The sequence below is a fragment of the Isoptericola haloaureus genome (assembly GCF_036689775.1).
Classification (GTDB): Bacteria; Actinomycetota; Actinomycetes; order Actinomycetales; family Cellulomonadaceae; genus Isoptericola; species Isoptericola haloaureus.
In genome coordinates this window covers 436,293-462,564 of sequence record NZ_JBAGLP010000118.1, presented here as the reverse complement: position 1 = coordinate 462,564, position 26,272 = coordinate 436,293, and the positions used below count along the sequence as shown (strand labels likewise).

General features: G+C 73.9%; 28 protein-coding genes. 19 read left to right on the top strand and 9 right to left on the bottom strand.

The annotated features are described in order from the left end of the window. Position 1 precedes the first annotated feature (1 nt). From rplM to V5O49_RS12200, 5 genes are all read left to right on the top strand, one after another. Positions 2-451: a 50S ribosomal protein L13 gene (gene rplM, locus V5O49_RS12220; protein ID WP_278236558.1), complete on the top strand. Its 450-nt coding sequence runs from the start codon at positions 2-4 to the stop codon at positions 449-451. 32 nt (positions 452-483) lie between these two features. Next, positions 484-972 carry a 30S ribosomal protein S9 gene (gene rpsI, locus V5O49_RS12215; RefSeq protein ID WP_332902475.1) on the top strand — a complete coding sequence of 163 codons (489 nt, stop codon included), beginning with the start codon at positions 484-486 and terminating at the stop codon, positions 970-972. A gap of 142 nt (positions 973-1,114) precedes the next feature. Then, positions 1,115-2,479 (top strand): phosphoglucosamine mutase, encoded by a 1,365-nt coding sequence (glmM, locus tag V5O49_RS12210; protein ID WP_332902474.1) that lies wholly within the window; start codon positions 1,115-1,117, stop codon positions 2,477-2,479. Then, positions 2,476-3,144, top strand: a complete 669-nt coding sequence (locus tag V5O49_RS12205) for a peptide deformylase (protein ID WP_405001178.1) — start codon at positions 2,476-2,478, stop codon at positions 3,142-3,144. The genes glmM and V5O49_RS12205 overlap by 4 nt, the downstream gene beginning before the upstream one ends. Before the next feature lie 184 nt (positions 3,145-3,328). Next, a complete protein-coding gene (locus V5O49_RS12200; protein ID WP_278236561.1) occupies positions 3,329-4,024 on the top strand; it encodes a DedA family protein in 696 nt (231 codons plus the stop codon). On the opposite strand, the gene coaA is transcribed toward V5O49_RS12200, so the two are convergent. Next, positions 4,010-4,969 (bottom strand): type I pantothenate kinase, encoded by a 960-nt coding sequence (gene coaA / locus V5O49_RS12195; protein ID WP_405001192.1) that lies wholly within the window; start codon positions 4,967-4,969, stop codon positions 4,010-4,012. The two genes, V5O49_RS12200 and coaA, sit on opposite strands and share 15 nt — an antisense overlap. 140 nt (positions 4,970-5,109) lie before the next feature. On the opposite strand from coaA, the gene glmS reads away from it, so the two are divergent. Next, positions 5,110-6,996 carry a glutamine--fructose-6-phosphate transaminase (isomerizing) gene (gene glmS, locus V5O49_RS12190; protein ID WP_332902473.1) on the top strand — a complete coding sequence of 629 codons (1,887 nt, stop codon included), beginning with the start codon at positions 5,110-5,112 and terminating at the stop codon, positions 6,994-6,996. 31 nt (positions 6,997-7,027) lie between these two features. Next, complete coding sequence (locus V5O49_RS12185) at positions 7,028-7,378, top strand: holo-ACP synthase (RefSeq protein ID WP_278236563.1); 351 nt, start codon at positions 7,028-7,030, stop codon at positions 7,376-7,378. 198 nt (positions 7,379-7,576) lie between these two features. Here the strand turns inward: V5O49_RS12185 and V5O49_RS12180 are convergent, their stop codons facing one another. Beyond that, a complete protein-coding gene (locus V5O49_RS12180; protein ID WP_332902472.1) occupies positions 7,577-8,647 on the bottom strand; it encodes a TIGR03560 family F420-dependent LLM class oxidoreductase in 1,071 nt (356 codons plus the stop codon). Positions 8,648-8,720: 73 nt separating this feature from the next. Between V5O49_RS12180 and V5O49_RS12175 the strand changes: the two genes are divergently transcribed. Beyond that, entirely contained in the window at positions 8,721-10,352 is a 1,632-nt protein-coding gene (locus V5O49_RS12175; RefSeq protein ID WP_332902471.1) for an NAD(P)H-hydrate dehydratase, read from the top strand. Beyond that, positions 10,352-10,882, top strand: coding sequence for a GNAT family N-acetyltransferase (locus V5O49_RS12170; RefSeq protein ID WP_332902950.1), 531 nt, complete (start codon positions 10,352-10,354; stop codon positions 10,880-10,882). The genes V5O49_RS12175 and V5O49_RS12170 overlap by 1 nt, the downstream gene beginning before the upstream one ends. On the opposite strand, the gene V5O49_RS12165 is transcribed toward V5O49_RS12170, so the two are convergent. Genes V5O49_RS12165 through V5O49_RS12155 form a run of 3 tightly spaced genes read right to left on the bottom strand, consistent with a single transcriptional unit; the run spans position 10,857 to position 12,815 of the window. Then, positions 10,857-11,339, bottom strand: a complete 483-nt coding sequence (locus V5O49_RS12165; protein ID WP_278236567.1) for a glutathione peroxidase — start codon at positions 11,337-11,339, stop codon at positions 10,857-10,859. The genes V5O49_RS12170 and V5O49_RS12165 overlap by 26 nt on opposite strands. Before the next feature lie 8 nt (positions 11,340-11,347). Next, complete coding sequence (locus V5O49_RS12160) at positions 11,348-12,187, bottom strand: cytochrome c biogenesis CcdA family protein (RefSeq protein ID WP_332902470.1); 840 nt, start codon at positions 12,185-12,187, stop codon at positions 11,348-11,350. A gap of 1 nt (position 12,188) precedes the next feature. Next, the gene (locus V5O49_RS12155; RefSeq protein ID WP_332902469.1) at positions 12,189-12,815 is read right to left on the bottom strand and encodes a TlpA family protein disulfide reductase; all 627 of its coding nucleotides are present in this window, start codon (positions 12,813-12,815) and stop codon (positions 12,189-12,191) included. 91 nt (positions 12,816-12,906) lie between these two features. On the opposite strand from V5O49_RS12155, the gene V5O49_RS12150 reads away from it, so the two are divergent. The 6 genes from V5O49_RS12150 (at position 12,907) to V5O49_RS12125 (ending at position 17,958) form a co-directional block, all read left to right on the top strand. Beyond that, a complete protein-coding gene (locus tag V5O49_RS12150) occupies positions 12,907-13,875 on the top strand; it encodes a pseudouridine synthase (protein ID WP_332902468.1) in 969 nt (322 codons plus the stop codon). A gap of 96 nt (positions 13,876-13,971) precedes the next feature. Continuing rightward, positions 13,972-15,216, top strand: coding sequence for an alanine racemase (alr, locus tag V5O49_RS12145; protein ID WP_332902467.1), 1,245 nt, complete (start codon positions 13,972-13,974; stop codon positions 15,214-15,216). Then, a complete protein-coding gene (gene tsaE, locus V5O49_RS12140; RefSeq protein ID WP_332902466.1) occupies positions 15,213-15,761 on the top strand; it encodes a tRNA (adenosine(37)-N6)-threonylcarbamoyltransferase complex ATPase subunit type 1 TsaE in 549 nt (182 codons plus the stop codon). Before alr ends, tsaE begins: the two co-directional genes overlap by 4 nt. A 30-nt stretch (positions 15,762-15,791) precedes the next feature. After that, positions 15,792-16,532 carry a tRNA (adenosine(37)-N6)-threonylcarbamoyltransferase complex dimerization subunit type 1 TsaB gene (gene tsaB, locus V5O49_RS12135; protein ID WP_332902465.1) on the top strand — a complete coding sequence of 247 codons (741 nt, stop codon included), beginning with the start codon at positions 15,792-15,794 and terminating at the stop codon, positions 16,530-16,532. Continuing rightward, entirely contained in the window at positions 16,529-17,086 is a 558-nt protein-coding gene (gene rimI, locus V5O49_RS12130) for a ribosomal protein S18-alanine N-acetyltransferase (RefSeq protein WP_332902464.1), read from the top strand. Before tsaB ends, rimI begins: the two co-directional genes overlap by 4 nt. Continuing rightward, positions 17,083-17,958 (top strand): sulfurtransferase, encoded by an 876-nt coding sequence (locus V5O49_RS12125; protein ID WP_405001177.1) that lies wholly within the window; start codon positions 17,083-17,085, stop codon positions 17,956-17,958. Before rimI ends, V5O49_RS12125 begins: the two co-directional genes overlap by 4 nt. Positions 17,959-18,097: 139 nt before the next feature. On the opposite strand, the gene V5O49_RS12120 is transcribed toward V5O49_RS12125, so the two are convergent. After that, entirely contained in the window at positions 18,098-18,718 is a 621-nt protein-coding gene (locus V5O49_RS12120) for a malonic semialdehyde reductase (RefSeq protein ID WP_332902463.1), read from the bottom strand. A 103-nt stretch (positions 18,719-18,821) separates the two neighbouring features. Between V5O49_RS12120 and tsaD the strand changes: the two genes are divergently transcribed. Beyond that, positions 18,822-19,865, top strand: a complete 1,044-nt coding sequence (gene tsaD, locus V5O49_RS12115) for a tRNA (adenosine(37)-N6)-threonylcarbamoyltransferase complex transferase subunit TsaD (protein WP_332902462.1) — start codon at positions 18,822-18,824, stop codon at positions 19,863-19,865. Here the strand turns inward: tsaD and V5O49_RS12110 are convergent. Beyond that, the gene (locus V5O49_RS12110; RefSeq protein WP_332902461.1) at positions 19,862-21,034 is read right to left on the bottom strand and encodes a glutamate--cysteine ligase; all 1,173 of its coding nucleotides are present in this window, start codon (positions 21,032-21,034) and stop codon (positions 19,862-19,864) included. The two genes, tsaD and V5O49_RS12110, sit on opposite strands and share 4 nt — an antisense overlap. Before the next feature lie 97 nt (positions 21,035-21,131). After that, positions 21,132-22,358 carry a class I SAM-dependent methyltransferase gene (locus tag V5O49_RS12105; protein WP_332902460.1) on the bottom strand — a complete coding sequence of 409 codons (1,227 nt, stop codon included), beginning with the start codon at positions 22,356-22,358 and terminating at the stop codon, positions 21,132-21,134. A gap of 175 nt (positions 22,359-22,533) precedes the next feature. On the opposite strand from V5O49_RS12105, the gene groES reads away from it, so the two are divergent. Then, on the top strand, positions 22,534-22,830 hold the full coding sequence (gene groES, locus V5O49_RS12100) for a co-chaperone GroES (RefSeq protein WP_172152756.1): 297 nt from the start codon (positions 22,534-22,536) through the stop codon (positions 22,828-22,830). 179 nt (positions 22,831-23,009) lie between these two features. On the opposite strand, the gene V5O49_RS12095 is transcribed toward groES, so the two are convergent. After that, a complete protein-coding gene (locus tag V5O49_RS12095; protein ID WP_278236579.1) occupies positions 23,010-23,309 on the bottom strand; it encodes a WhiB family transcriptional regulator in 300 nt (99 codons plus the stop codon). A 202-nt stretch (positions 23,310-23,511) separates the two neighbouring features. Between V5O49_RS12095 and V5O49_RS12090 the strand changes: the two genes are divergently transcribed. Both V5O49_RS12090 and guaB read left to right on the top strand, forming a co-directional pair. Next, positions 23,512-24,630 carry a MerR family transcriptional regulator gene (locus tag V5O49_RS12090; protein WP_332902459.1) on the top strand — a complete coding sequence of 373 codons (1,119 nt, stop codon included), beginning with the start codon at positions 23,512-23,514 and terminating at the stop codon, positions 24,628-24,630. Between the two features lie 80 nt (positions 24,631-24,710). Next, positions 24,711-26,228 carry an IMP dehydrogenase gene (guaB, locus tag V5O49_RS12085; RefSeq protein ID WP_278236581.1) on the top strand — a complete coding sequence of 506 codons (1,518 nt, stop codon included), beginning with the start codon at positions 24,711-24,713 and terminating at the stop codon, positions 26,226-26,228. The last annotated feature ends 44 nt before the right edge of the window (positions 26,229-26,272 follow it).

Here is a 26,272-nt window from a genome sequence, read left to right as displayed (position 1 = left end):
CGTGCGTACTTACACCCCGAAGCCCGGCGACATCCAGCGTGACTGGTACGTCGTCGACGCCTCCGACGTCGTGCTGGGCCGTCTGGCCAGCCAGGTCGCCACGCTCCTGCGCGGGAAGCACAAGCCGACCTTCGCCCCGCACGTGGACGGCGGCGACTTCGTCGTCGTCATCAACGCGGAGAAGGTGGCCCTCTCCGGCAACAAGCACGAGAACAAGCGGGCCTACCGCCACTCCGGGTACCCGGGTGGTCTCAGCTCGATCTCGTACGGCGAGCTGCTCGAGAAGAACCCCGAGCGCGCCGTCGAGAAGGCTGTGCGCGGCATGCTTCCCAAGACCAAGCTCGCTCGCGAGCAGCTCAAGAAGCTGAAGGTCTACCGCGGCGCGGAGCACCCGCACGCGGCGCAGAAGCCCCAGCCGTTCGAGATCACCCAGCTTTCGCAGCAGGCCTGAGCCGCTGCCCGACGCCGAGCGAAGGAATACCAGTGGCTGACACCACCGTCGACACCGAGCTGGACGAGAACACGCCCAGCAACTACACCTCCGAGACCGAGGCCCCCGTGGCCAACAGCGGTCAGTCCATCACCGCCCCGGGGCAGGCCCTCGGCCGCCGCAAGGAGGCCGTGGCGCGCGTTCGCCTCGTGCCGGGCTCCGGTGAGTGGAAGATCAACGGTCGCACCCTCGAGCAGTACTTCCCGAACAAGGTGCACCAGCAGCTCGTCAACGACCCGCTGAAGCTGGTCGAGGTCGAGGGCCGCTTCGACGTCATCGCCCGCATCGCGGGTGGTGGCCCCTCCGGCCAGGCCGGCGCGCTGCGACTCGCGATCGCCCGTGCCCTCAACGAGATCGACCGCGAGGCCAACCGCGACGCTCTCAAGAAGGCCGGCTTCCTCACCCGCGACGCGCGCGCGGTCGAGAGCAAGAAGGCCGGTCTCAAGAAGGCCCGCAAGGCTCCGCAGTACTCGAAGCGCTGATCGTCGCTGCTTCGCACGAACGGCCCCGTCGGCCCGCCCGACGGGGCCGTTCGCGTCCCCGGGGACGGAGCCGCCCGGGGCACGGCGCGGGGCAGGGTGCCCCGCCCGCTAGGATCGACCGGATGTGGGGCGAGGAGGACTGATGGGACGACTTTTCGGCACGGACGGTGTCCGTGGCCTGGCCAACCGCGACGTGACCGTCGAGCTGGCGCTCGACCTGGGCAGCGCCGCCGCGGACGTGCTCGGACGTCGCACCGACACCGTGGGGCACCGCCCCAAGGCCGTCGTGGGTCGTGACCCCCGGGCGTCCGGCGAGTTCCTCTCGGCCGCGGTGAGCGCAGGTCTGGCCGGCTCCGGCGTCGACGTCGTCGACCTCGGCGTCGTGCCGACCCCGGCCCTCGCCTTCCTCGTGAGCGCCATGCAGGCCGACCTCGGCGTCATGGTCTCCGCCTCGCACAACCCGATGCCCGACAACGGCATCAAGTTCTTCGCCCGCGGCGGGCTCAAGCTGGACGACGGCGTCGAGGACGAGATCGAGGCGTTGCTCGGCACGGGCCGTGAACGCCCGACCGGTGCCGACGTCGGCCGGATCCGGGCCGACGAGGGCATCGCCGTCCGCCAGTACGTCGACCACGTCACCGCCAGCATCGGCACCACGCCCGACCACCGGCCGCTGGAGGGTCTGCGCATCGCCGTGGACGCCGCCAACGGTGCCGCGAGCCAGGTCGGCCCGGAGGCGCTGCGCCAGGCCGGGGCCGACGTCGTGGTCATCAACGCCAGCCCGGACGGGCGCAACATCAACGAGAAGGCCGGCTCGACCCACCCCGAGCAGCTGCAGGCCGTCGTCGTCGCGGCCGAGGCCGACTTCGGCGTCGCCTTCGACGGCGACGCGGACCGCTGCCTCGCCGTCGACCACGGCGGGGTGCTCGTCGACGGCGACCAGATCCTCGGCATCCTGGCCAAGTCGCTGCGCGTGGACGGCCGTCTGCCGCAGGACACGCTCGTGGTCACCGTGATGAGCAACCTCGGTCTGCTGCTGGCGATGCGCGACGCGGGGATCGCCACCCGGCAGACCGCCGTCGGCGACCGCTACGTCCTGGAGGACATGCGCACGGGCGGCTTCGGTCTCGGCGGGGAGCAGTCGGGGCACATCATCCTGGCCGAGCACGCCACGACGGGGGACGGCGTCCTGACCGCGCTGCACCTGGCGGCGCGGGTCAAGGCCTCCGGTCAGCGGCTGGCCGACCTGGCCGCAGAGATCCCGCGGCTGCCCCAGACCCTCATCAACGTCAAGGACGTCGACAAGACCCGCGCCGGCACGGACGAGCGCGTGGTCGAGGCCGTCGAGGCCTCCGAGGCGGTGCTCGGCGAGACGGGGCGTGTGCTGCTGCGACCTTCGGGCACCGAACCGGTCGTGCGGGTCATGGTCGAGGCGGCCAGCCAGGCGCAGGCCGACGGCGTCGCGGAGCGGCTCGCGGCCGTGGTCCGGGAGCAGCTCGCCCTGTGACCGGCTGGTCGGGTCCGGTCCGTCCGGAGCTCGCCGAGGCCGTCGCCGACCTGCTCGACGTGGCCGAGGGGCGCACCGACCACCCCGGCGTGCTGCCGATCGTGCAGGCCGGCGACCCCGTGCTGCGGCGTCCGGCCGCGCCGTACACCGGACAGCTCGGCGACGTGCTGCCGCGGCTGCTGGGCGCGATGCGTCGCACCATGCACGCGGCTCCCGGCGTCGGGCTGGCCGCCCCGCAGGTCGGGATCGGGCTGGCGATCGCCGTGTGCGAGGACGCCGGCGTCCCCGACGACCCGAGGGACCGGCACCCCCTGCCCTTCCGCGTGCTGGTCAACCCCCGCTGCGCGCCCGTCGACGACGCCCCCGACGTGCCCTTCTACGAGGGGTGCCTGTCCGTGGCGGGCTGGCAGGCCGTCGTCGCGCGTCACCGCCGGGTCCGGCTGACGGGTCAGGACGAGCACGGGACGGCGCTCGACGAGGTGCTGACGGGCTGGCCCGCGCGGATCGTGCAGCACGAGACCGACCATCTGCACGGTCGCCTCTACCTCGACGCGGCGGTCCCGCGGTCGCTGACCTCGAACGAGAACCTGCTGCGGCACTTCGCCGGGGACCCGGACCCCGGCCGGGCCGCGCAGGAGCTCGGGTTCGACCTGCCCGGCGCCTGAGGACGGGACCTCGTCGACAGGGCGAGACGGCTCTGTGAATCCCCTGTGAACGTTCGCGGCGCAGGGCCTGTCGGAGCGTCCGGCGGACCCACCAGGTGCCCGCGGACCCCTACGCTGGTTCCCGGGCACCGGTCGGTGCCACCCATCGCCGGGGGGACGCCCGGCTGACGAACGAGGGAAACGCGTGCCGGGTCTGACGACGCTGCTGGAGCAGCTCGAGGGATGGATCCTCGAGGTCGCCGCGTCGCTGTGGATCTACCCGGCGATGTTCGCCTCGGCGTTCATCGACGGCTTCTTCCCGCCGGTCCCCAGCGAGTCCGTCCTGGTGACCCTCGTCATCTCCGCCCAGGCCACCGGCCTGCCGTGGCTCTGGCTCATCGTGCCCATCGCCGGCGTCGGCGCCTGGCTCGGCGACAACCTGGCCTACGTCCTGGGCCGCCGGGTCGGGACCGACCGCATCGGCATGCTGCGCTCGCAGCGCGGCCGCAAGGCGGTCTCCTGGGCGCGCCGTGCGCTCTCGCGGCGCGGTGCCGTGTTCATCATCGCCGCGCGCTACATCCCGGTCGGCCGGGTCGCGGTGAACATGACCGCCGGCGCCGTGGCGTACCCCCAGCGCCGGTTCATGATCTTCTCGGCGATCGCCGCGGTGCTCTGGTCCGCCTACTCCACGCTGATCGGGGTGGCCGCCGCCGGCGTGCTCGGCCACGACCCGCTGCTGGCCATGGCCGTCGGCGTCGTCGGCGGCGGGCTGCTGGGGCTGCTGGTCGACCGGGTCGTGCAGGTCTTCACCCCGCGCGAAGAGGTGCTGGAGGAGATGCGCGAGCAGGCGCCGTTGCCCCAGGAGGTCGCCGTCGGCCGCGACGACTCAGAGCTTGCGTAGCCTGACCCGCTGGACCGCGTGGTCCGCCCCCTTGCTCATGACGAGCGTGGCCCGGCTGCGGGTGGGCAGCACGTTCTGCTCGAGGTTGACCGCGTTGATGGTCTCCCAGATGTGCAGGGCGCGGTCCGTCGCCTCGGTGTCGGACAGCTCGGCGTAGCGCCGGAAGTACGACTCGGGCCGGCTGAACGCCGTGCGTCGGAGCTTGAGGAAGCGGTCGACGTACCACTGGCGGATCGTGCGGGTGCGGGCGTCGACGTAGATCGAGAAGTCGAAGAAGTCGCTCACCGCCACCGTCGACTCGTCGATGGAGGAGTACCGCGCCGGCTGCAGCACGTTCAGCCCCTCGACGATCAGCACGTCGGGACGGTGCACCACCGTCTCCTCGCCCGGCACGATGTCGTAGGTGACGTGGGAGTAGACCGGGGCGCGGACCTCGGCCTGGCCAGCCTTGATCCGGGACAGGAAACGGATGAGCTTGCGGCGGTCGTACGACTCGGGGAACCCCTTGCGCGTCATCAGCCCGCGCCGCTCCAGCTCCGCGTTCGGGTAGAGGAACCCGTCGGTGGTGATCAGCTCGACGTGCGGCGTCTCCGGCCAGCGCGCCAGCATCTCGCGCAGGACGCGCGCCGTCGTCGACTTGCCGACCGCGACCGAGCCCGCCACCCCGATGACGTACGGGGTCCGGGGCGGGTCCTCGCCGAGGAACGTCGAGGTCGCCCGGTGCAGCCCGCCCGTCGCCGTCACGTACAGGTTCAGCAGGCGCGACAGCGGCCGGTAGACGGCGTCGACCTCCGCCAGGTCGATCGGGTCGCCCAGGCCGCGCAGGCGCTCCACGTCGGCGTCGGTCAGCGGCAGCGGCGTCTGCTCCGACAGCCGGCTCCACGCCGCGCGGTCGAAGTCCACGTACGGCGAGGCGGGGGCGAACCGGGACAGGTGCTCGCTCAGCGGCCGCGGCGGCACCGGTTCGCCGGGTGCGGGGCTGTGCTGGCTCGCGAAGGTCACAGGGACGATTCTGCCCGAGTCGGGACCGATGACGGCAATCCGGTGCTCGGGGACGCCCAGGGCGCGCGGGTAGACTCCGGCGCATGTGTGGCATCGTCGGATACGCCGGGACTGGTACTGCCGTCGCCGGAGGCCCGGACGCGAGCGAGCGTCCGCTGGAGGTGGCCCTGGCCGGGCTGAAGCGACTCGAGTACCGCGGGTACGACTCCGCGGGCGTGGCGCTCGTCGGCCCCGGCCGCCCCGAGGCGGCGTTCGCCAAGAAGTCCGGCAAGCTCGACAACCTCGTCGCGGAGATCGCGGCGCACCCGCTGCCAGCCGCGACGGCCGCGATCGGGCACACGCGGTGGGCGACCCACGGCGGCCCCACCGACACCAACGCCCACCCGCACCTGGCCGACGGCGACCGTCTCGCGGTCATCCACAACGGCATCATCGAGAACTACAGCGAGCTGCGCGACTCCTTGACGGCCGACGGCGTCACGTTCCTGTCCGACACGGACACGGAGGTCGCCGCCCAGCTCCTGGCGCGCGAGTACCGGGCGGCCGGTGACCTCGCCACCGCGATGGCCGCCACCGCCCGCCAGCTCACCGGGACCTTCACCCTGCTCGCCGTGCACGCCGACGCCCCGCAGACCGTGGTGGGCGCCCGGCACGACTCGCCGCTCGTCGTCGGCCTCGGCGAGGGGGAGAACTTCCTGGGCTCCGACGTCGCCGCCTTCGTGGAGCACACCAAGGAGGCGCTCGAGCTCGGCCAGGACCAGATCGTCACGATCACCCCGGACGCGGTGACCGTCACGGACTTCGACGGCGCGCCGGCCGAGGGCAAGCGGTTCACCGTCGACTGGGACGCGGCTGCCGCCGAGAAGGGCGGATTCGACTCCTTCATGGACAAGGAGATCCACGACCAGCCCCACGCCGTCGCCGACACCCTGCTGGGTCGGACGGACTCCTCGGGCCGGATCGTCCTCGACGACCTGCGCATCGACGAGTCCGTGCTGCGCAGCGTCGACAAGATCATCGTCATCGCCTGCGGGACGGCGGCCTACGCCGGGCACGTGGCCAAGTACGCCATCGAGCACTGGTGCCGCATCCCGGTCGAGGTCGAGCTCGCCCACGAGTTCCGCTACCGCGACCCGATCGTCGACGAGCGCACCCTGGTGGTGGCGATCTCGCAGTCCGGCGAGACCATGGACACCCTCATGGCGGTGCGCCACGCCCGCGAGCAGGGTGCCAAGGTGCTCGCCATCGTCAACACCAACGGCTCGACCATCCCGCGCGAGTCCGACGCCGTGCTGTACACGCACGCCGGTCCGGAGATCGCGGTGGCCTCGACCAAGGCCTTCCTGGCCCAGATCACCGCCGCCTACATCCTCGGGCTGTACCTGGCACAGCTGCGCGGCAACAAGTTCCCCGACGAGGTCGCCCAGCTCTTCGACGAGCTGCGCGACATGTCCCGCAAGGTGCAGACCGTCATCGAGCGCGGCGAGTACGTGCGGGCCACCGCCCGGTCGATGCAGGCCGCCGACAAGGTGCTGTTCCTCGGCCGCCACGTCGGGTACCCGGTGGCGATGGAGGGCGCGCTCAAGCTCAAGGAGCTCGCCTACATCCACGCCGAGGGCTTCGCCGCGGGCGAGCTCAAGCACGGGCCGATCGCCCTGATCGACTCCGGCCAGCCGGTGTTCGTCGTCGTGCCCTCCCCGCGGGGCCGCGACCAGCTGCACTCCAAGGTCGTCTCCAACATCCAGGAGATCCGGGCACGCGGGGCGCGCACGCTGGTGATCGCGGAGGACGGCGACGACGCGGTGCGGCAGTACGCCGACGAGATCTTCTGGATCCCGCGGGCCCCGTCGCTGCTCCAGCCGCTGCTCGCCGTGGTGCCGCTGCAGATCTTCGCGATGGCGCTCGCCGGCGCCAAGGGGCTCGACGTCGACCAGCCCCGCAACCTGGCCAAGTCGGTCACCGTCGAGTGACCCGCCGGCAGGGGTGACCAGGGGTGACACGGTGATCATCGGGGTGGGCATCGACGTCGTGGACGTCGAGCGGTTCATGGCGACCCTGGAGCGCACGCCCCGGCTGCGCGAGAAGCTGTTCACCGAGGCCGAGCGGGAGCTGCCGGCGTCGTCGCTGGCGGCCCGGTTCGCGGCCAAGGAGGCCATCGCCAAGGCGCTCGGCGCGCCGGGGACCATGCACTGGCACGACGCCACGGTGCACCGCGTGGTCGGCGGGCCGCCCCAGGTGGAGCTGCGCGGCTCGGTGCAGGCGCGGGCGGACGAGCTCGGGGTGCGGCACTGGCACCTGTCGATCTCGCACGACGCGGGGATCTCCTCGGCGATGGTGGTCGCCGAGGGCTGACCCGGAGCGAGCCTGCGAGTGCAGGGTCGGCCCGACCCGGGGGCGCCGAGGGCTGACCGACCCCTCGAGAGACCGCTCCGTCGCCGAGATACCGGTCGATCGACGCCGACGACGGCGACGGGCCGGTATCTCGACGACCGGACGGTATCCCGGCGACCGAGCACCGTCTGGGGGACGGGCTCGAACCCAGGGGAGCGGTCAGCCCTGGAGCTCGGGGATGACCTGACGCTGGAACAGCTCGATCTGCTCGCGGTCGCCGACGGCGTTCGCGAAGTAGGTGATCGCGTACGTCATGCCGCGGGACCTCAGGTCCTGCAGCGTCTCGACGATCTGCTCCGGGGTGCCGACCAGGGGGCCGTTGCGCCAGTTGGCGATCTCGCGCTCGCCCGGCTCACCCGGGGCGTACCGCGAGAAGTGCGAGGCCACCCAGGCCAGCTTGTCGTCGATCTCGGCCTGGTTCTCGCCGATGACCACGTTGTAGTTGGCCGACCGCGTGATCGCCCCGAAGTCCGTGCCGACGTCGGCGCAGTGCTGCTCCAGGATGCGCGACTTGTGGTCGAAGCCCTCCGGGTCGCCGGCGAAGTTCGTGTACTGGGCGTACTTCGCAGCCGTGCGCAGGGTCTTCCGCTCCCCGCCGCCGGCGATCCACAGCGGGATGGACGGAACGAGGTCGGCGTCGCCCGAGCCGTCTGAAGGGCCGACGGCCAACCGCTGCAGCGGCTGCGGGTAGCACAGCGCACCGTCGACCTGGTACCGCTCGCCGGTGAACGTGCCCGAGGACCCCGTGCGCCACATGTTCGCCATGATCTGCACGCCCTCGTCCAGGGCGCGCAGGCGCTCCCCGGCGGTGGGGAAGCCGTACCCGTACGCGCGCCACTCGTGCTCGTACCAGCCGGCGCCGATCCCCATCTCCACGCGGCCGCCGGAGATCGCGTCCACGGTGGAGGCGACCTTGGCCAGGTAGGTGGGTTCGCGGTAGGCCATGCACGTGCACATCTGCCCCAGGCGGACGCGCTGGGACGCGGCCGCGAAGGCGGCCATCAGCGACCAGGCCTCGTGGGTCGCCTCGGTGCTGGGCACGGGCACGGTGTGGAAGTGGTCGTAGACCCACACCGACTCCCAGGCGAACTCACCGCCCGGTACCGCCTCGCCGGCCGCGGCGTTGTCGGCGTAGTGGAGGAGAGACAGCATCGTCTCCCAGTGCTGCTCCGGCGGGACGTCCGTGAGGGACATCCGCCAGCCCTGCGGGATGAAGAGTCCGAATCGCATGCCTGAGAGCCTATTCCCCCGCGGCCCGCCGCGCCGCTGCGAGCCGCCCGGGTCAGGCGGCATGATCGAGGACATGATCTCCGCCTGGACCGCCGCCGACGTCCGCGCCGCCGAGGAACCGCTCCTGGCGGCCGGCGAACCTCTCATGGAGCGCGCCTCGTTCGCCCTGGCGGTGCAGGTCCTGGCCGACCTGCGCGCCCGACGGCGGCACGTCCGCGGGGCGCGCGTCGCCCTGCTGGTCGGGGCGGGCAACAACGGCGGCGACACCCTGCACGCCGGCGCGGTCCTCGCCCGCCGCGGTGTCGCGGTGACCGCGGTCCTCACCTCCGACCGCGTCCACGCCGGGGGGCTCGTCGCGTTGCGCGGCGCCGGAGGGACGGTCGTCGACCTCGCCGCCACGCCGGAGCGGACCGGGGCCGTGGCCGACGACGCCGCCGGCGCCGACGTCGTCCTCGACGGGCTGCTCGGGATCGGCGCCCGGGGCGCGCTGCGCGGGCTCGCCGGAGACCTCGTCTCCGCCCTCGTCTCCCGGTGTGCTGTGGGCGTGAAATCCGCAGGCTCGGAACGTTCCGAGCCTGCAGATTTCACGCCCACAGCACCGGGGGGCGGGCGAGAGCGGGAGAGGGGGCCCTGGGTGGTGGCCGTCGACCTCCCCTCCGGCATCGGGGTCGACGACGGCACGCTGCCCGGCCCCGTCCTGGCGGCCGACCGCACCGTCACCTTCGGCGCCGCCAAACCGGGCCTGCTGCTCCCGCCGGCCGCCCGTGTCGTCGGTGCGGTGACCGTGGTCGACATCGGCCTGGACCCCGCCGGGCCGCCCGCGGTCCGCCGCCTGGAGCCCGCCGACGTCGGCGCATACTGGCCCGTGCCCGGCCCGGCCGACCACAAGTACACCCGCGGGGTCGTCGGGCTGGTGGCCGGTACCGCCACCTACCCGGGGGCCGCCGTCCTCGCCGCGTCGGCCGCGGTGCGCACCGGCACCGGCATGGTGCGCTACCGCGGCTCGGACCCCGTGGCGCGGGCCGTCCTCGCCGCCCGCCCCGAGGTCGTCACCGCGACGGGGCGCGTCCAGTCGTGGGTGGTCGGCCCCGGCATCCCCACCACCCGCGACCGCGACGACCCCGCCGACGACGGGCAGCACGACCGCGGGCGGGGCGGCCTCGCCGTGGCCGCCGGGAACCTGCCGGGGACGTCGTACGGGCCCGTGCCCGCCGTCGTCGACGCCGGGGGCCTGCCGCTGCTCGCGGAGTCGAACCCGCCGTGGTTCGTCCTGACACCGCACGCCGGCGAGCTCGCCGGTCTGCTGCGCTCCCGCGGCGAGGACGTCCACCGCGACGACGTCGAGGCGGCTCCGCTGCACTGGGCCCGGCGCGCCCACGAGCTCACCGGCGCCACGGTGCTGCTCAAGGGCGGCGTGACCCTCGTGGTCGGCCCCGACGGTGCCTGGGCCCAGGCCGACGCGCCCGGCTGGCTCGCCACCGCCGGCGCCGGCGACGTGCTCGCGGGGATCCTGGGCACGATGCTCGCCGCCCGGTCGGAGGAGATCGTCGCCGGGCCGGCGCTCGCGGCCGAGGTCGCGGCGGGTGCCGTGCTGGTCCACGGGCTCGCGGCCGAGCGGGCGAACCCCGGCGGCCCGGTCGCCGCCCTGGACGTCGCGGCAGCGGTGCCCGCCACCGTGGCCGGGCTGCTCGAGCAGCGACGGTGATGCCGCTGACCGCGCCGGACGGCCCCGCGGGCGTGTCGGTGCGACGGGCCCGCGAGGACGACCTGCTCGCGATCGAGGAGGTGCAGGAGGCCGCGGGCCGAGGGGAGCTCCTCGACGGGGTGCGGGCGGCCCTGCACGACCCGCAGCGGCTGGTGGTGGTCGCCGAGGCCGCCGGCGCCGTCGTCGGCTGGGCCAAGACCCACGTGCACGCGACGTCCGACGGCGTCGCCCCGGCGGGCCACTACCTCGGCGGGGTGACCGTCGCCCCGGCGTGGCGGCGCCGCGGTGTCGGGACGGCGCTGACCGCGACCCGCATGGACTGGCTGGCCCGGCGCACCGGGCGGGTGCACTACGTGGTCAACGCCGCGAACACCGCGTCGATCGCGCTGCACGCACCGTGGGGGTTCCGGGAGGTGGTGCGCTCGTCCGCGCTGCACGGCGTGCGGTTCGCGGGCGGCGTCGGGGTGCTGCTGCGCGCCGACCTGCCGGCACCCGCCCCGACGGTCAGCGCGGCAGGTGGGACTCGATGACCTCGACGATCTCCGGGTCGTCCGGCACGGTCTTGGGGGAGTAGCGGCGGACCTCGCCACCGGGCAGCACGAGGAACTTCTCGAAGTTCCACCGGATGCGGCCGTCGTGGCCGCCGGCGTCCGGCGTCTTGGTCAGCTCGGCGTACAGCGGGTGGGCGTTCCTGCCGTTGACCTTGACCTTGGACACCACGGGGAACGTCACCCCGTAGGTGGCCGAGCAGAACTCCGCGATCTTCTCGTCGGTGGACAGCTCCTGCAGGAACTGGTTGCTGGGGAACCCCACGACCGTGAACCCGCGCTCGGCGTACTTCTGCTGGAGCTGCTCCAGGGCGGTGTACTGCGGGGTCAGGCCGCAGCGCGAGGCGACGTTGACGACCATCACCACGTCGTCACGGTGCTCGGCCAGCGTCGCCGTCGTGCCGTCCATCCGGTCGAAGGGGATCTCGTAGATGTCCATGCGACCCATCATGCCCGGTGCCGGCGCCACCAGGTCAGGCCCGCCACGGACCCGAGCACGACGACGAGCACCGCCAGCAGACCGATCCAGCCCAGGCTCTCCGCGGTCGAGGCCAGCCAGCGCTGGACGGCGGCGGCGCCCTCGACCACGGGGTCGGTGCCTGCGCCGCCGTACAGCACGCGCAGCTCCCAGAACCCGTACCAGGCCACGTACAGCCCCGCGACGAGGAGGATGGCGCCGCCGACGCGGGCCAGGACCGGCCCGGCACGGCGGGCGCGACCCACGACGCCGGCCCCCGCGACGGCCACGACGACGGCGGCCGTGCCGACGAGCAGGGCCATGCCGGCCGCGTAGGTGGCGAACAGCGCCACGCCCTGCCCCACGGACCCGGCGCGGAAGGCCGTCACGACGACGGCGAGGAACGGCGCGATCGTGCAGGTGAGCGACGCCAGGGCGTACGAGGCGCCGAACCCCACCACCGACCACCAGCGGTCCGTCAGGGGGCGCCCCGTCCCGGTGCGCAGCACCCGCAGCCCCGGCAGCTCGCGCCCGGCGACCACCCACGCGCCGGCAGCGGCGAGCACGACGCCGAGCACCAGGGTGAACACGGGCAGCCAGCGCTGGACCGAGCTGGCCACGGGCGCCACGACGAGCCCGAAGGCGCCGAACACGGCGACGAACCCGAGGGTCAGCGCCGCCGTCGAGCGCAGGGCGCGGCCGACGGCGGACGCCCGGCCGTCGTCGGGTCGCACCAGGGTGGCGAGGTAGGCGGGCAGCAGCGCGAACCCGCACGGGTTGACCGCCGCCACCAGGCCGGCCCCGAGAGCGAGCGCGAACCCCTCGCCCACGTCAGCCCGCGAGGTCGGCGACGACGGACTCGAGCTCGGACTCCGGCACGGACCCCTCGAGGACGATCTCGCCGTCGGCGTCGAGCACGACGAAGGTCGACTGCTGCGTCATGCCGAAGTGCTGCCAGACCTCGCCCGCGTCGTCGACGAGGTGGGTGGGCCCGGCGATGTCGTCCGCGGCCATGTCGCTGATCGCCTCCGCGTCGTCGAGGCCGCCGACGGCCACGACCGCGACGTCCTCGCCGTAGGTCTCCGCCAGGCCGGTCACCGTGGGGATCTGGGCCCGGCAGGTCGGGCACCACGGCGCCCAGAACCACAGCACGGCGGGCGCGTCGGCGAGCTCGGAGCCGACGAAGGTGCCGCCCTCCAGCGTCGTCGCGGAGAAGTCGTAGACGGCGGGGAGATCCGCGTCGTCCGTCCTGTCGGTGCTCTCGTCCGCGGACATGTCGTCCGAGTCCGTCTCCTGCGCCGCGTCGTCCGCCGTCTCGTCGTCCATCGGCTCCGCGGAGGCCGTCGTGGTGTCCGCGGCCGAGCCGGCGGCGGACGGCGTCTCCTCGGCGGCGCAGCCGGCCACGAGCAGCAGGGCCAGGGTCGCGGCGGCCGTCGCCGCACCTCGTGTGGTTCGCATGCCCCCAGTCTGCGTCGGCGCGGACCGCGATCCCAGGGTGCGGCGCCTTACGGAGTCGTGACGACGGGTGGCGGGGCCCGACAATGGAGGCATGCCGTCCCCGCGCAAGCACGTCCCGCCGCTGCCGGTGCGCGACGGACTGAACCCCACCCGGCTCGTGCTGCCGCACGACGAGGCCTCCGTGGCACGGTTCGCGACGGCCGCCCAGTACCTGCTGGACCGCTTTCCCGACGACGCGGCTCGCCTGCGGGAGGAGATCGCCGCGGGGGAGGTCGTCACGGGTGACGGCACGCGGGTCACGGACGACACGCCCTACCGTCCGCGGGGCTTCGTGTACCTCTACCGCGACCCGCCGTCCGACGAGCCCGACGTCCCGGCGCTGGCCGAGATCGAGGTGCTGCACCGCGACGAAGACCTGCTCGTGGTGGACAAGCCGCACCGGGTCGCCACGATGCCGCGCGGCCGGTGGGTCACCCGCACCGTGCTGACCCACCTGCGGCGCGAGCTCGACCTGCCGGACCTCGTCCCCGCGCACCGCCTCGACCGGCCGACCGCCGGTGTCCTCGTGCTCACGGTCCGGCCCGAGGTCCGGGGCCCGTACCAGCTCGTCTTCCAGGAGCGCCGCGCGCACAAGGTCTACGAGGCGGTCGCCCCGCTCCCCGCGGCCGACGACGACGGCGGCCCCGCTTTCCCGCGGACGGTCCGGTCGCGCATCGTCAAGCGCCGCGGGTCGGTGCGGGCCGAGGAGGTGCCCGGCGAGGTCAACGCGGAGTCGTGGATCGACCTCGCCGACCGGGACCGGGACCGCGGGCTCGGCCTGTACCGTCTCGAGCCGCACACCGGAAAGACCCACCAGCTCCGGCTGCACATGGCCTCGCTCGGGCTGCCGATCCGGCACGACCCGTTCTGGCCCGTGCTGCGCGCCGGGTCGGACGACGACGCCGACGACGGCCCGCCGCTGCAGCTCCTGGCGCGCACGCTCACCTTCGCCGACCCGCTGACCGGGCGGTCGCGCCGCTTCACCTCTCGGCGCAACCTGTCCGCCTGGCCCTCCCGCTGAGTGTTGTGGGCGTGAAATCTGCAGCTCCTGGCCCCCGAGAGCTGCAGATTTCACGCCCACAGCGGTGGGGCCGGGTCCGGTGAGAGAATCGCGACCGTGACGACTCCCGCCTTCGACGACGGCACCCCGGCCCGCGCGATCGTCGACCTCGACGCGATCCGCGACAACGTCTCCGCGCTACGCGACCACGCGCCGTCGGCCGACCTGATGGCCGTCGTCAAGGCCGACGGCTACGGCCACGGCATGCTCCCCGCGGCCCGGGCGGCGCTCGCGGGCGGGGCGCACTGGCTCGGGGTGGCGACCGCCGAGGAAGCCCTCGCCCTGCGTGCCGGGCTGGGCCCCGACGTGCCGGTGCTCGTCTGGCTCCTGACGCCGGGCGCGCCGTTCGCCGAGCTGATCGCGGCCGGCGTCGACGTCACCGTGGCGGCCCCCTGGGCGCTGGACGAGGTCGCCGCCGGTGCGCGGGCGGCCGGCCGGGTCGCCCGGGTGCACGTCAAGGTCGACACCGGCCTGTCGCGCAACGGCGTCGCGATGGGCGACCTGCCGCGGGTGGCCCGCCGGGCGGCCGGGCTGGAATCGTCGGGGGAGATCCACGTCGTCGGGGTGTTCTCGCACCTGGCCTGCGCCGACGAGCCCGGCCACCCGTCGATCGACCGCCAGGCGGCGGCCTTCGACGCCGCGCTGGAGGAGATGGCCGGTGCCGGGTTGCGGCCCGAGGTGCGGCACCTCGCGAACTCCGCGGCCACGCTCACCCTGCCGGGGCTGCACTACGACCTGGTCCGGCCCGGGATCTCGGTCTACGGCAACTCGCCCGGTCCGCTCCTCGGGCCACCCGGCCGGTACGGGCTGCGCCCGGCGATGACGTTCGAGGCACGGCTGGCGAACGTCAAGCACGTCGCCGCCGGCGAGGGCGTCTCGTACGGCCACCTGTACACCACGACCCAGGACACGACCGTGGGCCTGGTCCCGGTGGGCTACGGCGACGGCGTCCCGCGGCACGGCTCGGGCGGCGCGGCCGGTCCCGGCGGACCGGTCGCCGTCGGCGCGGACGGCTCCGGCCGGGTGCTGCGCGTGGCGGGCCGGGTCTGCATGGACCAGTTCGTCCTCGACCTCGGGCCGGGGGCCGCCGAACGAGCGGGCGACGTGGTGACCCTGTTCGGCGCGTCGGACGGCGTGGCGCACGGGGCACCGCTGCCGAACGCCCAGGACTGGGCCGACGCCGCGGGGACCATCAGCTATGAGATCGTGACGCGTCTGGCTCCGCGGGTGCCGCGGACGTACGTCGGCACCGCCGGGTCGGACACGACGGACCGCACGACCGAAGGAGAGGCACAGCAGTGAGTGACGTCGTCGCGCAGGTCGAGCTGGACCTGCCCGAGGCCGCGGACGCGCGGGCGCTGGGCGGGGCGCTGTCGGGGATCCTGCGGGCCGGGGACCTGGTGATCCTCACCGGCGATCTCGGCGCGGGCAAGACCACCCTGACCCAGGGGCTGGGCCGTGCGCTCAACGTGCGCGGCCAGGTCGCGTCCCCCACCTTCATCGTCGCGCGCGAGCACCCGCCGCTGCCGCGCCAGGACGGGACGACCGGCCCGGCGCTGGTGCACGTGGACGCCTACCGCCTCGGCGGCCTGGACGAGCTGGACGCCCTCGACCTGGACTCGTCACTCGACGAGTCCGTCACCGTCGTCGAGTGGGGCCGCGGGCTGGCCGAGGCGCTCACCGAGGACCGGCTCGAGGTCGACCTGCAGCGTCCGCGCGGCGGCGACGTCGACACCGAGCACCCCGAGGCCGGCGTCCGGCGCGCGACCGTGCGCGCCGTCGGCCCGCGCTGGCAGGGCGTCGACCTGACCCGGCTCGTGCCGCGCCCGCGCCCCAGCGAGGTCTGACGGGGCGGCTGCTCGCCGTAGGCTGGTGCCGTGGCAGTTCTCGCGATCGACACGTCCGCCGCCGTCTCCGTCGCCCTGGTCGACGACGACGGCGGCCGCCTCGCCGTCCGCACCGCCGACGAGCGCCGTCGGCACGCCGAGTCCCTCGCCCCGCTGATCGCCGAGGTGCTGGCCGCGGCGGGGCTGGAGCGGACCGACCTGACCGCCGTCGTCGGTGGCACCGGGCCCGCGCCGTTCACCGGTCTGCGGGTCGGTCTGGTCACGGCCCGCACGCTGGCGCTCGCCCTGGGCATCGAGGTCCTCGGCGTTCCGAGCGTCGACGCGCTCGCGGTCGAGGCCGTCGCCGACCTGGGGCTGGACCCCGGCGACGAGGTCGTCGTGGCGACCGACGCCCGGCGCAAGGAGGTCTACTGGGCCCGGTACCGCGTCGTCGCGCACGAGGGGCCGCACGGCCTCCCGGCCGTCGAGGTGCTGAGCGGACCCGAGGTCGCCACGGCGGCCGCCGTCGCGGACGCCCACCTCGACGCCCCGGCGGCGGACGGCGCACGCCTCGCCGTCGTGGGGGAGGGCACCAGCCTCTACCCGGACCACCTGCCGGCCGAGGAGGACGCCCCCGTCCTGCCGGACGCGACCGTGCTCGCCCGGCTGGCGCTGACCCGCCGCGCCGCGGGCGTGGAGCAGCCGACGGAGCCGCTGTACCTGCGGCGTCCGGACGTCCAGGAGCCCACCGGGAACCGGAGCATCCTGCGTGCCGCCGGGAGCGGGGCATGACGCAGCGTCCGGTGTCCGTGCGGCTGCGACCGCTGGCCAGCGCCGACTTCGACCGCATCCTGCAGCTCGAGCACGAGCTCTTCGGTCCGGGCGCCTGGACCTACGGCATGCTCGCCGACGAGCTGGCGGGGCTCGGGCGCTGGTACGTCGTCGCGGAGCTCGACGGACCCGACGCGCTGGGTCTCGGCCCGGGTCGGCGGCCCGTGGTCGGCTACGCGGGCCTGTGGTTCGACGGCGACGTCGCCCAGGTGATGACGATCGGCACGGCGCGGGAGTACCAGGGCCGCGGGGTGGGCCGACAGCTCCTGCAGGCGCTGGTGGACCGCTCCCGGCAACTGCGGGCGAGCGGCCTGCTGCTCGAGGTCGCCGTCGACAACGACCGCGCGCTGGCGCTGTACGGCCGGTTCGGGTTCGAGCAGCTCGGGCTGCGCAAGCGCTACTACCAGCCCGAGGACAAGGACGCCTACACGATGCGGCTGGACCTGTCGGCGGCGGCCGCGTCCTCCGCTCCGGAGACCCGCGCCTCGTCCGGACACTCCGGCGGCGCCGCGTGACGCCGCCCGGGGCGGAGCGCCGGGGCGAGGTCCTGGTCGACGCGGACGTGCTGGCCGCCGACCTGCAGCTCGGCGGGCTCGAGGACCCCTTCGGCGGGGCCCCGGTGCTGCTCGACGTGCGCTGGGCGCTGGGCCGGACGGACGGACGGGACCGCTACGAGGAGGGGCACCTGCCGGGCGCCGTCTACGTCGACCTGGAGACCGAGCTCGCCTCGGTGCCCTCCCCGGCGAGCGGTCGTCACCCGCTGCCCTCGGCGGCGGAGTTCCAGCGCGCCGCCCGCTCCTGGGGCGTGGGGACGGACTCGCGGGTCGTGGTGTACGACGACGTCGGCGGGACGTCCGCGGCGCGCGCCTGGTGGCTGCTGCGCTGGTTCGGGCACCACGCGGTGCGGATCCTCGACGGCGGTCTCGAGGCGTGGCGCCGGGCGGGCCACCCGCTCGAGGTCGGCCTGACCACGCGCGTGCCGGGGGACGTCGTCGTGCACCCGGGCGGGATGCCCGTGCTGGACGCCGACGACGCGGCCGACCTGACGACGTCGGGCGTGCTGCTCGACGCGCGGGCCGCCGAGCGCTACCGCGGCGAGGTGGAGCCGGTCGACCCGCAGGCCGGGCACATCCCCGGTGCCGTCTCGGCGCCCACGACGGGCAACCTCGACGACGACGGCACGTTCCGGCCGCCGCACGAGCTGGCGGCACGGTTCGCCGCCCTCGGGGTGCGGGAGGACGCCCCGGTCGGGGTGTACTGCGGGTCGGGCGTCACCGCCGCACACGAGATCGCGGCGCTGGCCTCGGTCGGTGTGACGGCCGCGCTGTACCCCGGGTCGTGGTCGCAGTGGTCGAACGACCCGGGCCGACCCGTCGCCACCGGCTGACCGTCCGCCGCCTCACCGCTCCCGTCGGCCAGCCGTCGTGGGTGTGTCGTTGTGGGCATGAAAAATGCGGTCTTGAACTGGTTCAAGACCGCATTTTTCATGCCCACAACGACACGGGGGAGCCGTGGGGTGACGAGACTCAGAGGGTGCGGGAGACCTGCTCCAGGTCGAGGCGCTTGTTGCGAGGGTGCGGCGCACCCTCGCCGTCGGCCTCGCCGACGTTGACGACCATCAGCGACCGCCAGCCGGACTCGGCGAAGAACTCCCGGTCGATCCCGTCGGTGTCCATGCCGTCCATCGGGCCGGCGGCGAGACCCGCGGCCCGCAGCGCGACGACGAGGTAGCCGGCCTGCAGCAGCGCGTTCTTGCGTGCCATCTCCTCGCGGACCGCGGTCGCCGGGGCGAGCTGCTCGCGGACGCCCGGGTAGACCGGGAAGAGCTCGTCCAGGTGCTCGTGGAAGGCGGGGTCGGCGGCCAGGACGAGGGACACCGGGGCGGCGTCGACCTTCGCCTTGTTGCCGCCGCCCATGTGCTCGATCAGGCGCTGCTTCGCCTCCGGGCTCCGGACGACCAGCATGCGCAGCGGCAGGGTGTTCATCGCGGTCGGGCCGAGCTTGGCGAGGTCCCAGGCGGCCTCCAGCCGGGCGTCGGGGACCTCGGCGTCGGTCCACAGGGACGTCGAACGGGCGTGGCGGAAGAGCCGGTCCGCCGCCGCCTCGTCGATGGCGAGGGGGGCGGTCTCGAGCACGGTGTCGGTCATGCTCGGGGGAACCGTCCATGCGTTCGCACGATTCCGGTCGGGGCTGTGGGTCGCGTCACCACGCGACGTCGCCCTACCCGGACCGGGTGACAGAATGTGGCCCATGCCTGAACCCCTGGTCCTCGGCATCGAGACGTCCTGCGACGAGACGGGTGTCGCCCTGGTGCGCGGCGACACGCTCCTGTTCGACGCGGTGGCGAGCTCGATGGACGAGCACGCCCGTTACGGCGGGATCATCCCGGAGGTGGCCAGCCGCGCCCACCTCGAGGCGATGACCCCCACGATCCGCCGCGCGCTGAGCGAGGCCGACGTCGACCTGTCCGAGGTCGACGCGGTCGCCGTGACCGCCGGCCCCGGCCTGGTCGGTCCGCTGACGATCGGTGCCAGCGCGGCCAAGGCCCTCTCGATCGGGCTCGGCAAGCCGCTGTACGGGATCAACCACGTCATCGGCCACGCCGCGGTGAACCAGCTCGTCGACGGTCCCTTCACCGAGCGGTCCATGGCGCTGGTTGTCTCCGGCGGGCACAGCTCGCTGCTGCTCGTCGACGACATCGCCACCGACGTCACCGAGCTCGGCTCCACCCTGGACGACGCCGCCGGGGAGGCCTTCGACAAGGTCGGCCGCCTGCTGGGCCTGCCCTACCCGGGCGGCCCGCACATCGACCGGCTCGCGCGCGAGGGCGACCCGGAGGCCATCCGGTTCCCGCGCGGGCTGACGGCGCGCAAGGACCAGGCCCGGCACGCCTACGACTTCAGCTTCTCCGGGCTCAAGACGGCCGTGGCCCGCTGGGTCGAGTCCTGCCAGGACGCCGGCAAGGAGGTCCCCGTGGCCGACGTCGCCGCCTCCTTCGCCGCGGCGGTCGCGGACGTGCTCACGGCCAAGACCATCGCCGCCTGCCGCGCCCACGACGTCGACACCCTCATCATCGGCGGCGGGTTCTCCGCCAACAGCCAGCTGCGCGACATGGCGGCCGAGCGCTGCGCCGAGGCCGGCATCGACCTGCGGATCCCGCCGATCCGCTACTGCACCGACAACGGGGCGATGATCGCGGCGCTCGGGTCCGCCGTCGTGCGCGCCGGGCTGCCGCCGTCGGACCTGGACATCGCGGTGGACTCCTCGATGCCGCTGACGACGATCACGGTCTAGGTCGCGGCGCCGCGGCCGAGCACGGACGGGTCGAGCGGCCGGCCGGCGTGCAGCTCGGCCACCAGCGCCCCGACCACGGCCTCCAGGCCCCGCTGCCCGCCGCCGTGGGCCGCTGCCACCGCGCGCTGGCGCTGGTAGGAGGCACCGAGGCGCACGATCTCGCGGATGCCGTCGAGCTCGGCCGCGCACCCCAGCCGTTCCGCCACGGGGGCCAGCTCCTCGAGCAGCCGGGGCAGCGCGTCGGTGATCAGCTCCTCGTTGCCGTCGTCGTCGAGGATGATGATCGCGTCCATGCCGTACCGGGCCGCGCGCCACTTGTTCTCGTGGACGTACCACCGCGGCATGGTGGGCAGCGCGCGGCCCTCGTCGAGCAGGGTGGAGAAGTGCTCGACGAGGCAGTGCACCAAGGCGCCCAGGGAGGCCAGCTCGGCGACGTTGGAGGTGCCGTCGCAGATGCGCACCTCGACGGTGCCGAAGTGCGGGGCCGGCCGGATGTCCCAGCGCACCTCGGTGAAGTCGTCGATGACGCCGGTCTTGAGCATGTCGGCGGTGTAGCGCTCCAGCTCGGCCCACTCGGTGAACTGGTAGGGCAACCCCGCCGTGGGCAGCTGCTGGAAGATGAGTGCACGCATCGAGGCGTAGCCGGTGTCCGCGGCGTCCCAGTACGGCGACGACGCCGACAGGGCCTGCAGGTGGGCGACGTAGACCAGCAGCGAGCGCAGGATCGGCAGCACCTTGGCGCGGTCCTCCACCCCGACGTGCATGTGCACGCCGTAGACCACCTGCTGACGGCCCCACACCTGGGCGCGGTCGACGACGGTGGCGTACCGCTCCTTGTCGGTCACCTGCTGCTGCGACCAGGGCGCGAAGGGGTGGGTGCCGGAGCCCATGAGCTCCGCCCGCATCGGCCGGATGACCTCCTGGACGCGGGCGACCCCGTTCTCCAGGTCGGCGATGGCGCCGGGGACGGTGTCGCACACGTCGGAGACGATCTCGACGGTGTTGCGCAGGAACTCCGGCTTGACGTGTCGCGCCCGCGCGTCCGGGCCCAGCTCGGCCATGACGGCGGGGGCCACCTGGCGCAGGATGCCGGAGTCGGCGTCCACCAGGGCCAGCTCCCACTCCAGGCCGACGCTCGACCGCCGGGAGGTCTCGAACTCCAGCACCATGCCGCCATGCTTCCACGGCCGGGGCGCCCGGCGCGCCCCGAGGCGGCCGGATGTTGCCTACCTCGGCCGAGGGGCGCCTAGCTCGGCCGAGGGGCGTCTACCTCGGCAGAGGCTCCACGACGAGCACGTGCTGACGCCCCGCGACCCGGGTGAGGACCAGCGTGGCCTCGGCGTCGCCGGTCAGGGAGAGCTGGGCGCGCAGCTGCTCGGGGGTGACGGCCGTGCCGCGCTTCTTCACCGTCAGGCGCCCCACGCCGCGCTCGCGCAGGTAGGCCTTGAGCCGCTTGAGGTTGAAGGGCATGACGTCGAGCACCCGGTAGCCCGTCGCGGGCGCCGCGGTGCCCGACGGCGGCGGACCGGCGGGGGTGTCGGTCGTGACGTAGGCGATGGTGCGGTCCACGAGCCGCCCGCCCAGCTCGGCGGCGACGTGGGCCACCAGCCCCGCGCGCACGACCGCACCGTCGGGCTCGTACAGGTAGCTCCCGACCGGCCCGACGTCGGGGTTCAGGTCGGCGCCCTCGGCCCCGGGGCGCACGACGCGCGCCGCGGTGCCGCCGTCCTCGGTGCGCAGCACCAGGGCGGTGCGTCCCGGGCCGTCGGGGGCGAGCGGGCCGAACCAGAGCCCGGCCTCGACCACGTCGCCGTCGAGAGAGACCCACTGGGTCTCGGCGTCCTCGGGCAGCCCCTGGTGGCCGATCCCGGGGCCGACCTTGATGCCGACGGCGGGCACCTGCTCGCGCAGCGCCCACACGGCATCCAGGGGCGGCGCCCACGCGGACGGGTCGAAGACCCGCTTCCCGCCGCGCGTGCGGCGGGCCGGGTCGGCGTACACGCCGTCGACGCCCTCGGCGACCAGGTCCAGCGCCAGCCCGTCGCCGTGCCGGACCTCGGCCTCGGGGAAGGCGCGCAGGTTGACGGTGGCCAGGGCGGCGGTCACCTCGTCGACGTCCGTGGCCAGCACGTCCAGGCCCACGCCGGCGAAGGCGAGCGCGTCCGCGCCCAGGCCGCAGGTCAGGTCGGCGACCTTGTGCACTCCGGCGGCCAGGTAGCGGCGCGCGTGCAGGGCGGCGACGGTCAGCCGGGTCGCCTGCTCGAGGCCGTCCGGGGTGAACAGCATCCCGTCGGCGAACGGACCCAGCTTGGCCCGGGCGCGGGCACGCAGGCGGGACTGGGTCAGGGCGGCCGCGGCCAGGTCGGGGTCGACACCCTCGGCGCGGAGCCGCGTGGCCAGCGCCATCGCCTCCGACTCGTCGTAGGGAGGGAGGTCGTTGAGCAGGGTCCAGCCCTCGGGGCTGAGAAGCTTGCTGAGCGAGGCCGCGTCCATCGGGACATCGTCTCAGGCCGGGTGCGGAGCGCGGTCTTTGGCACTCGACTTGTCAGAGTGCTAATGGCTGCCTAGATTTGGTCCCAGCGCACGCGCTGTGCCGGCACCCGCGACGACGGACAGCGGCCGGGCGCGACCCAGTCAACGCTAGTCATCGCGAACAAGGAGGTCCGACGTGTCGGTCCCCATCAAGCCGCTCGAGGACCGGATCGTCGTCAAGGCCGTCGAGGCCGAGACCACGACCGCTTCCGGCCTGGTCATCCCGGACACCGCCAAGGAGAAGCCCCAGGAGGGCGAGGTCCTGGCCGTGGGCGACGGCCGCTTCAACGACAAGGGCGAGCGCGTCCCGGTCGACGTGAAGGTCGGCGACAAGGTCATCTACAGCAAGTTCGGCGGCACCGAGGTCAAGTACGCCGGGGAGGACTACCTGGTCCTGTCCGCGCGCGACATCCTCGCCGTCGTGGTCGGCTGACGACCTGACGCAGGCGGCGGGTCCGTCCGTCGACCCCGGTCGTCGGACGACCGGCCCGCCCGCACGAGAGCCCCGCACCGAGATCGGTGCGGGGCTCTCGTCGTGCTCGGACGGCGGCCGTGCTCGGACGGCGGCGCGGGCGAGGGGGTCGCGCCGGTCCGGGGCGGTCGGGCGAGGGGTCAGCCGACCTTCTTGCGCTCGCGGTCGCGGCCGCTGAGGATCGCCGAGCGCTCGTCCTCGCTCAGGCCGCCCCAGACGCCGTAGGGCTCGCGGACCCGCAGCGACTGCTCGCGGCACTCCATCATCACGGGGCAGCTGCGGCAGATCGCCTTGGCGGCCTCCGCACGTCGTCGACGGGTCGACCCGCGCTCACCCTCCGGGTGGAAGAACAGGGTGTCGTCCGCGTCGCGGCACGACCCCTGGTACTGCCACTCCCACAACTCCATGACCGGCCCTGGCAACCGCGAAATCTCCGTCATGGCGAACAACCTACAAGTTGGGCAGAAGTTGTTCAACCCCCTGGTCGACGCGATCGGCGACACCCGGGATGAATCAGTGTGACCATGGTGTGAACCGCTTGCTATCGCGCCATGGCCAGGTTCGATGTCGATTTCCCGACGGCGACGGGACGCGCCGCCGGGCGCGGTGGCGGTCCCGGGTCACCGTGGGCAGAATCGAGGCATGACCTCTTCGCGACCCGCCCAGGATGCTGGGGGGTCGCGTCCGTCGGGCCCCGGGCTGGCGGTCGCGGCCGTCGCGCGGCGCCTCGGCGTCGCGCCCGCCACGCTGCGCACGTGGGACCGCCGCTACGGCCTCGGGCCGTCCGACCGGACGGCCGGCTCGCACCGGCGCTACACGCCCGAGGACGTGGCTCGACTGCTCGTCATGCGGCGCCTCACGCTGGAGGGCGTCGCCCCCGTGGATGCGGCTCAGGCCGCCCTCGAGGCCGACGTCGACGAGCTCGAGGAGGCCCGCCGGTCCGGGCCCCCGAGCCCGCCCGGCGAGGACGCGTCGACCGAGTCCGCCGAGGAGTCCCCGGACGACGCCGGCCGCACCGGCCGCGCGCACCTGCGCGCCCTGCCCGGTGGCGGGCAGAGCGCCCCCCGGGGCGCCGGCCAGGGCAACGGGTCGGCGCACGCGCAGCAGGCCTCCGGCAAGGTGTCGGCCGTCGTCGACGCCGCGCTCTCCTACGACCAGGCCCGGTGCGACGACCTCGTGCGCATCCCGCCGAACGGTGACCCCGCCGCGTGGTGGGCCCACCTGATGGAACCAGCCTGGAGCCGTGTCGCCGAGCGCACCGTCCTCGCCGGTCCCGGCGCGGTCCCCGAGATCGTGCTGGCCACGGCCGCGCTGCAGGCGCTGCGCTCGTTCACCGACGCCTTCGAGCAGCAGGTGGTCCAGAACGGCGGCCCGCCGGCCAACCACCCCAGCCGGATGCGCAACATCGTGCTGATCTTCGCCGCGCCCGACGAGACCGTGCCGCTCTCGGCGCACGCGCTCGCCGCCGCGCTGACCGCCAAGGGCAAGACCGCGCGGATCGTCACCGGCCCGGCCAGCATCCGCCGGTCGCTCGAGCTGGTGACCATGGTGCGTCCCGCCGCCCTGGTCCTGGCCACGGGGCAGCGGCGTCCGGACCTGGACGTCGTGCACGCCGTGCACGAGGGCTTCGCGGAGCTGCCGATCTTCGTCGGGCTGCGTCGTGACGACGCCGCCAGCGAGCTGCCGCTGACCCCCCAGGTCCAGCGCGTGCGCTCCTTCACCGGGCTGCTGCACGAGGTGCTGGCGGTCGTCGGGGCGTGACCCGCCCGGTGGCCGCGGGACCGGAAGGGTGTGACGGACGACGCTGACGGGGCCTCGTGCGCGCGCCGTAGACTCGTGACATGACGGAGACGACCTCGCCCGCCCACGATCCGTTCGGCTTCCTCGGCCTGACCTACGACGACGTCCTGCTGCTCCCCGGCTACTCGGACCTGGCGCCGTCGGACATCGACACCACCTCGCGGCTGACGCGGGAGATCTCGCTGCGGACCCCGCTCGTCTCCGCCGCGATGGACACCGTGACCGAGTCGCGCATGGCGATCGCGATGGCCCGCCAGGGCGGCCTCGGCGTGCTGCACCGCAACCTGTCCATCGAGGACCAGGCCTACCAGGTCGACCTGGTCAAGCGGACCCAGACCGGCATCATCTCCAACCCGGTCACCATCGGCCCGGACGCCACCCTCGAGCAGCTCGACCAGCGCGCCGGCGAGTACCGCGTCTCCGGGTTCCCGGTGCTCGACGCGGCCGGCAAGCTCGTCGGGATCGTCACCAACCGCGACCTGCGGTTCACCCCGGTGGCGGAGTGGGCCACCACCACGGTGTCCGAGGTCATGACGCCGCAGCCTCTGATCACCGGCCACTCCGGCATCTCGCGCGAGGACGCCACGGCCCTGCTGCGCAAGCACAAGCTCGAGCGGCTCCCGCTCGTCGACGACGAGGGCCGGCTCGCGGGCCTGATCACCGTCAAGGACTTCGTCAAGTCCGAGCAGTTCCCCCAGGCCTCCAAGGACTCCCAGGGGCGCCTGATGGTGGGTGCCGCCATCGGCTACTTCGGTGACGCCTGGCAGCGGGCCACCACGCTGGTCGACGCCGGGGTGGACGTGCTCGTCGCGGACACAGCCCACGGCAACGTGCGCATGCTCATCGAGATGGTGCGCACGCTGAAGTCCGACCCGGCGACCCGGCACGTCCAGGTCATCGGCGGCAACGTGGCCACCAAGGAGGGCGCCCAGGCCTTCGTCGACGCCGGTGCGGACGGCATCAAGGTCGGTGTCGGCCCGGGGTCGATCTGCACCACGCGCGTCGTCACCGGCGTGGGCGTCCCGCAGATCACCGCGATCTACGAGGCCTCCCGCGCGGCCCGCCCGGCCGGCGTGCCCGTCATCGCCGACGGCGGCATGCGGCACTCGGGCGAGATCGGCAAGGCCATCGTCGCCGGCGCCGAGGCCGTCATGCTCGGCTCCATGCTCGCCGGCACCGAGGAGTCGCCGGGCGACACCATCCTCATCAACGGCAAGCAGTTCAAGGCCTACCGCGGCATGGGCTCGATGGGGGCGATGTCCTCGCGCGGCAAGAAGTCCTACTCCAAGGACCGCTACTTCCAGGCCGAGGTCACCAGCGACGACATGATCGTGCCCGAGGGCGTCGAGGGGCAGGTGCCGTACAAGGGCACCCTCGGCACCGTGGCGCACCAGCTCGTCGGCGGCCTGCACCAGACGATGTTCTACGTCGGTGCGCGGACCGTGCCCGAGCTGCAGGAGAAGGGCCAGTTCGTGCGCATCACGTCGGCCTCGCTGGCCGAGTCCCACCCGCACGACATCAAGATGACCGTCGAGGCACCGAACTACACGGTCGGCTGACCCGCGTCCCGGGCGCGTCCCGCGCTCCGCGCCCGCGCCGCCGG

Coding starts and splice junctions, on each gene's coding strand:
- guaB (WP_278236581.1), top strand. CDS start 24,711: ATGACGGAGACGACCTCGCCCGCCCACGATCCGTTCGGCTTCCTCGGC.
- rimI (WP_332902464.1), top strand. CDS start 16,529: ATGACGCAGCGTCCGGTGTCCGTGCGGCTGCGACCGCTGGCCAGCGCC.
- V5O49_RS12110 (WP_332902461.1), bottom strand. CDS start 21,034: ATGGTGCTGGAGTTCGAGACCTCCCGGCGGTCGAGCGTCGGCCTGGAG.
- V5O49_RS12170 (WP_332902950.1), top strand. CDS start 10,352: ATGCCGCTGACCGCGCCGGACGGCCCCGCGGGCGTGTCGGTGCGACGG.
- glmS (WP_332902473.1), top strand. CDS start 5,110: ATGTGTGGCATCGTCGGATACGCCGGGACTGGTACTGCCGTCGCCGGA.
- V5O49_RS12165 (WP_278236567.1), bottom strand. CDS start 11,339: ATGGACATCTACGAGATCCCCTTCGACCGGATGGACGGCACGACGGCG.
- V5O49_RS12180 (WP_332902472.1), bottom strand. CDS start 8,647: ATGCGATTCGGACTCTTCATCCCGCAGGGCTGGCGGATGTCCCTCACG.
- V5O49_RS12120 (WP_332902463.1), bottom strand. CDS start 18,718: ATGACCGACACCGTGCTCGAGACCGCCCCCCTCGCCATCGACGAGGCG.
- V5O49_RS12155 (WP_332902469.1), bottom strand. CDS start 12,815: ATGCGAACCACACGAGGTGCGGCGACGGCCGCCGCGACCCTGGCCCTG.
- V5O49_RS12090 (WP_332902459.1), top strand. CDS start 23,512: ATGACCTCTTCGCGACCCGCCCAGGATGCTGGGGGGTCGCGTCCGTCG.
- V5O49_RS12175 (WP_332902471.1), top strand. CDS start 8,721: ATGATCTCCGCCTGGACCGCCGCCGACGTCCGCGCCGCCGAGGAACCG.
- V5O49_RS12095 (WP_278236579.1), bottom strand. CDS start 23,309: ATGACGGAGATTTCGCGGTTGCCAGGGCCGGTCATGGAGTTGTGGGAG.
- tsaD (WP_332902462.1), top strand. CDS start 18,822: ATGCCTGAACCCCTGGTCCTCGGCATCGAGACGTCCTGCGACGAGACG.
- V5O49_RS12105 (WP_332902460.1), bottom strand. CDS start 22,358: ATGGACGCGGCCTCGCTCAGCAAGCTTCTCAGCCCCGAGGGCTGGACC.
- V5O49_RS12150 (WP_332902468.1), top strand. CDS start 12,907: ATGCCGTCCCCGCGCAAGCACGTCCCGCCGCTGCCGGTGCGCGACGGA.
- glmM (WP_332902474.1), top strand. CDS start 1,115: ATGGGACGACTTTTCGGCACGGACGGTGTCCGTGGCCTGGCCAACCGC.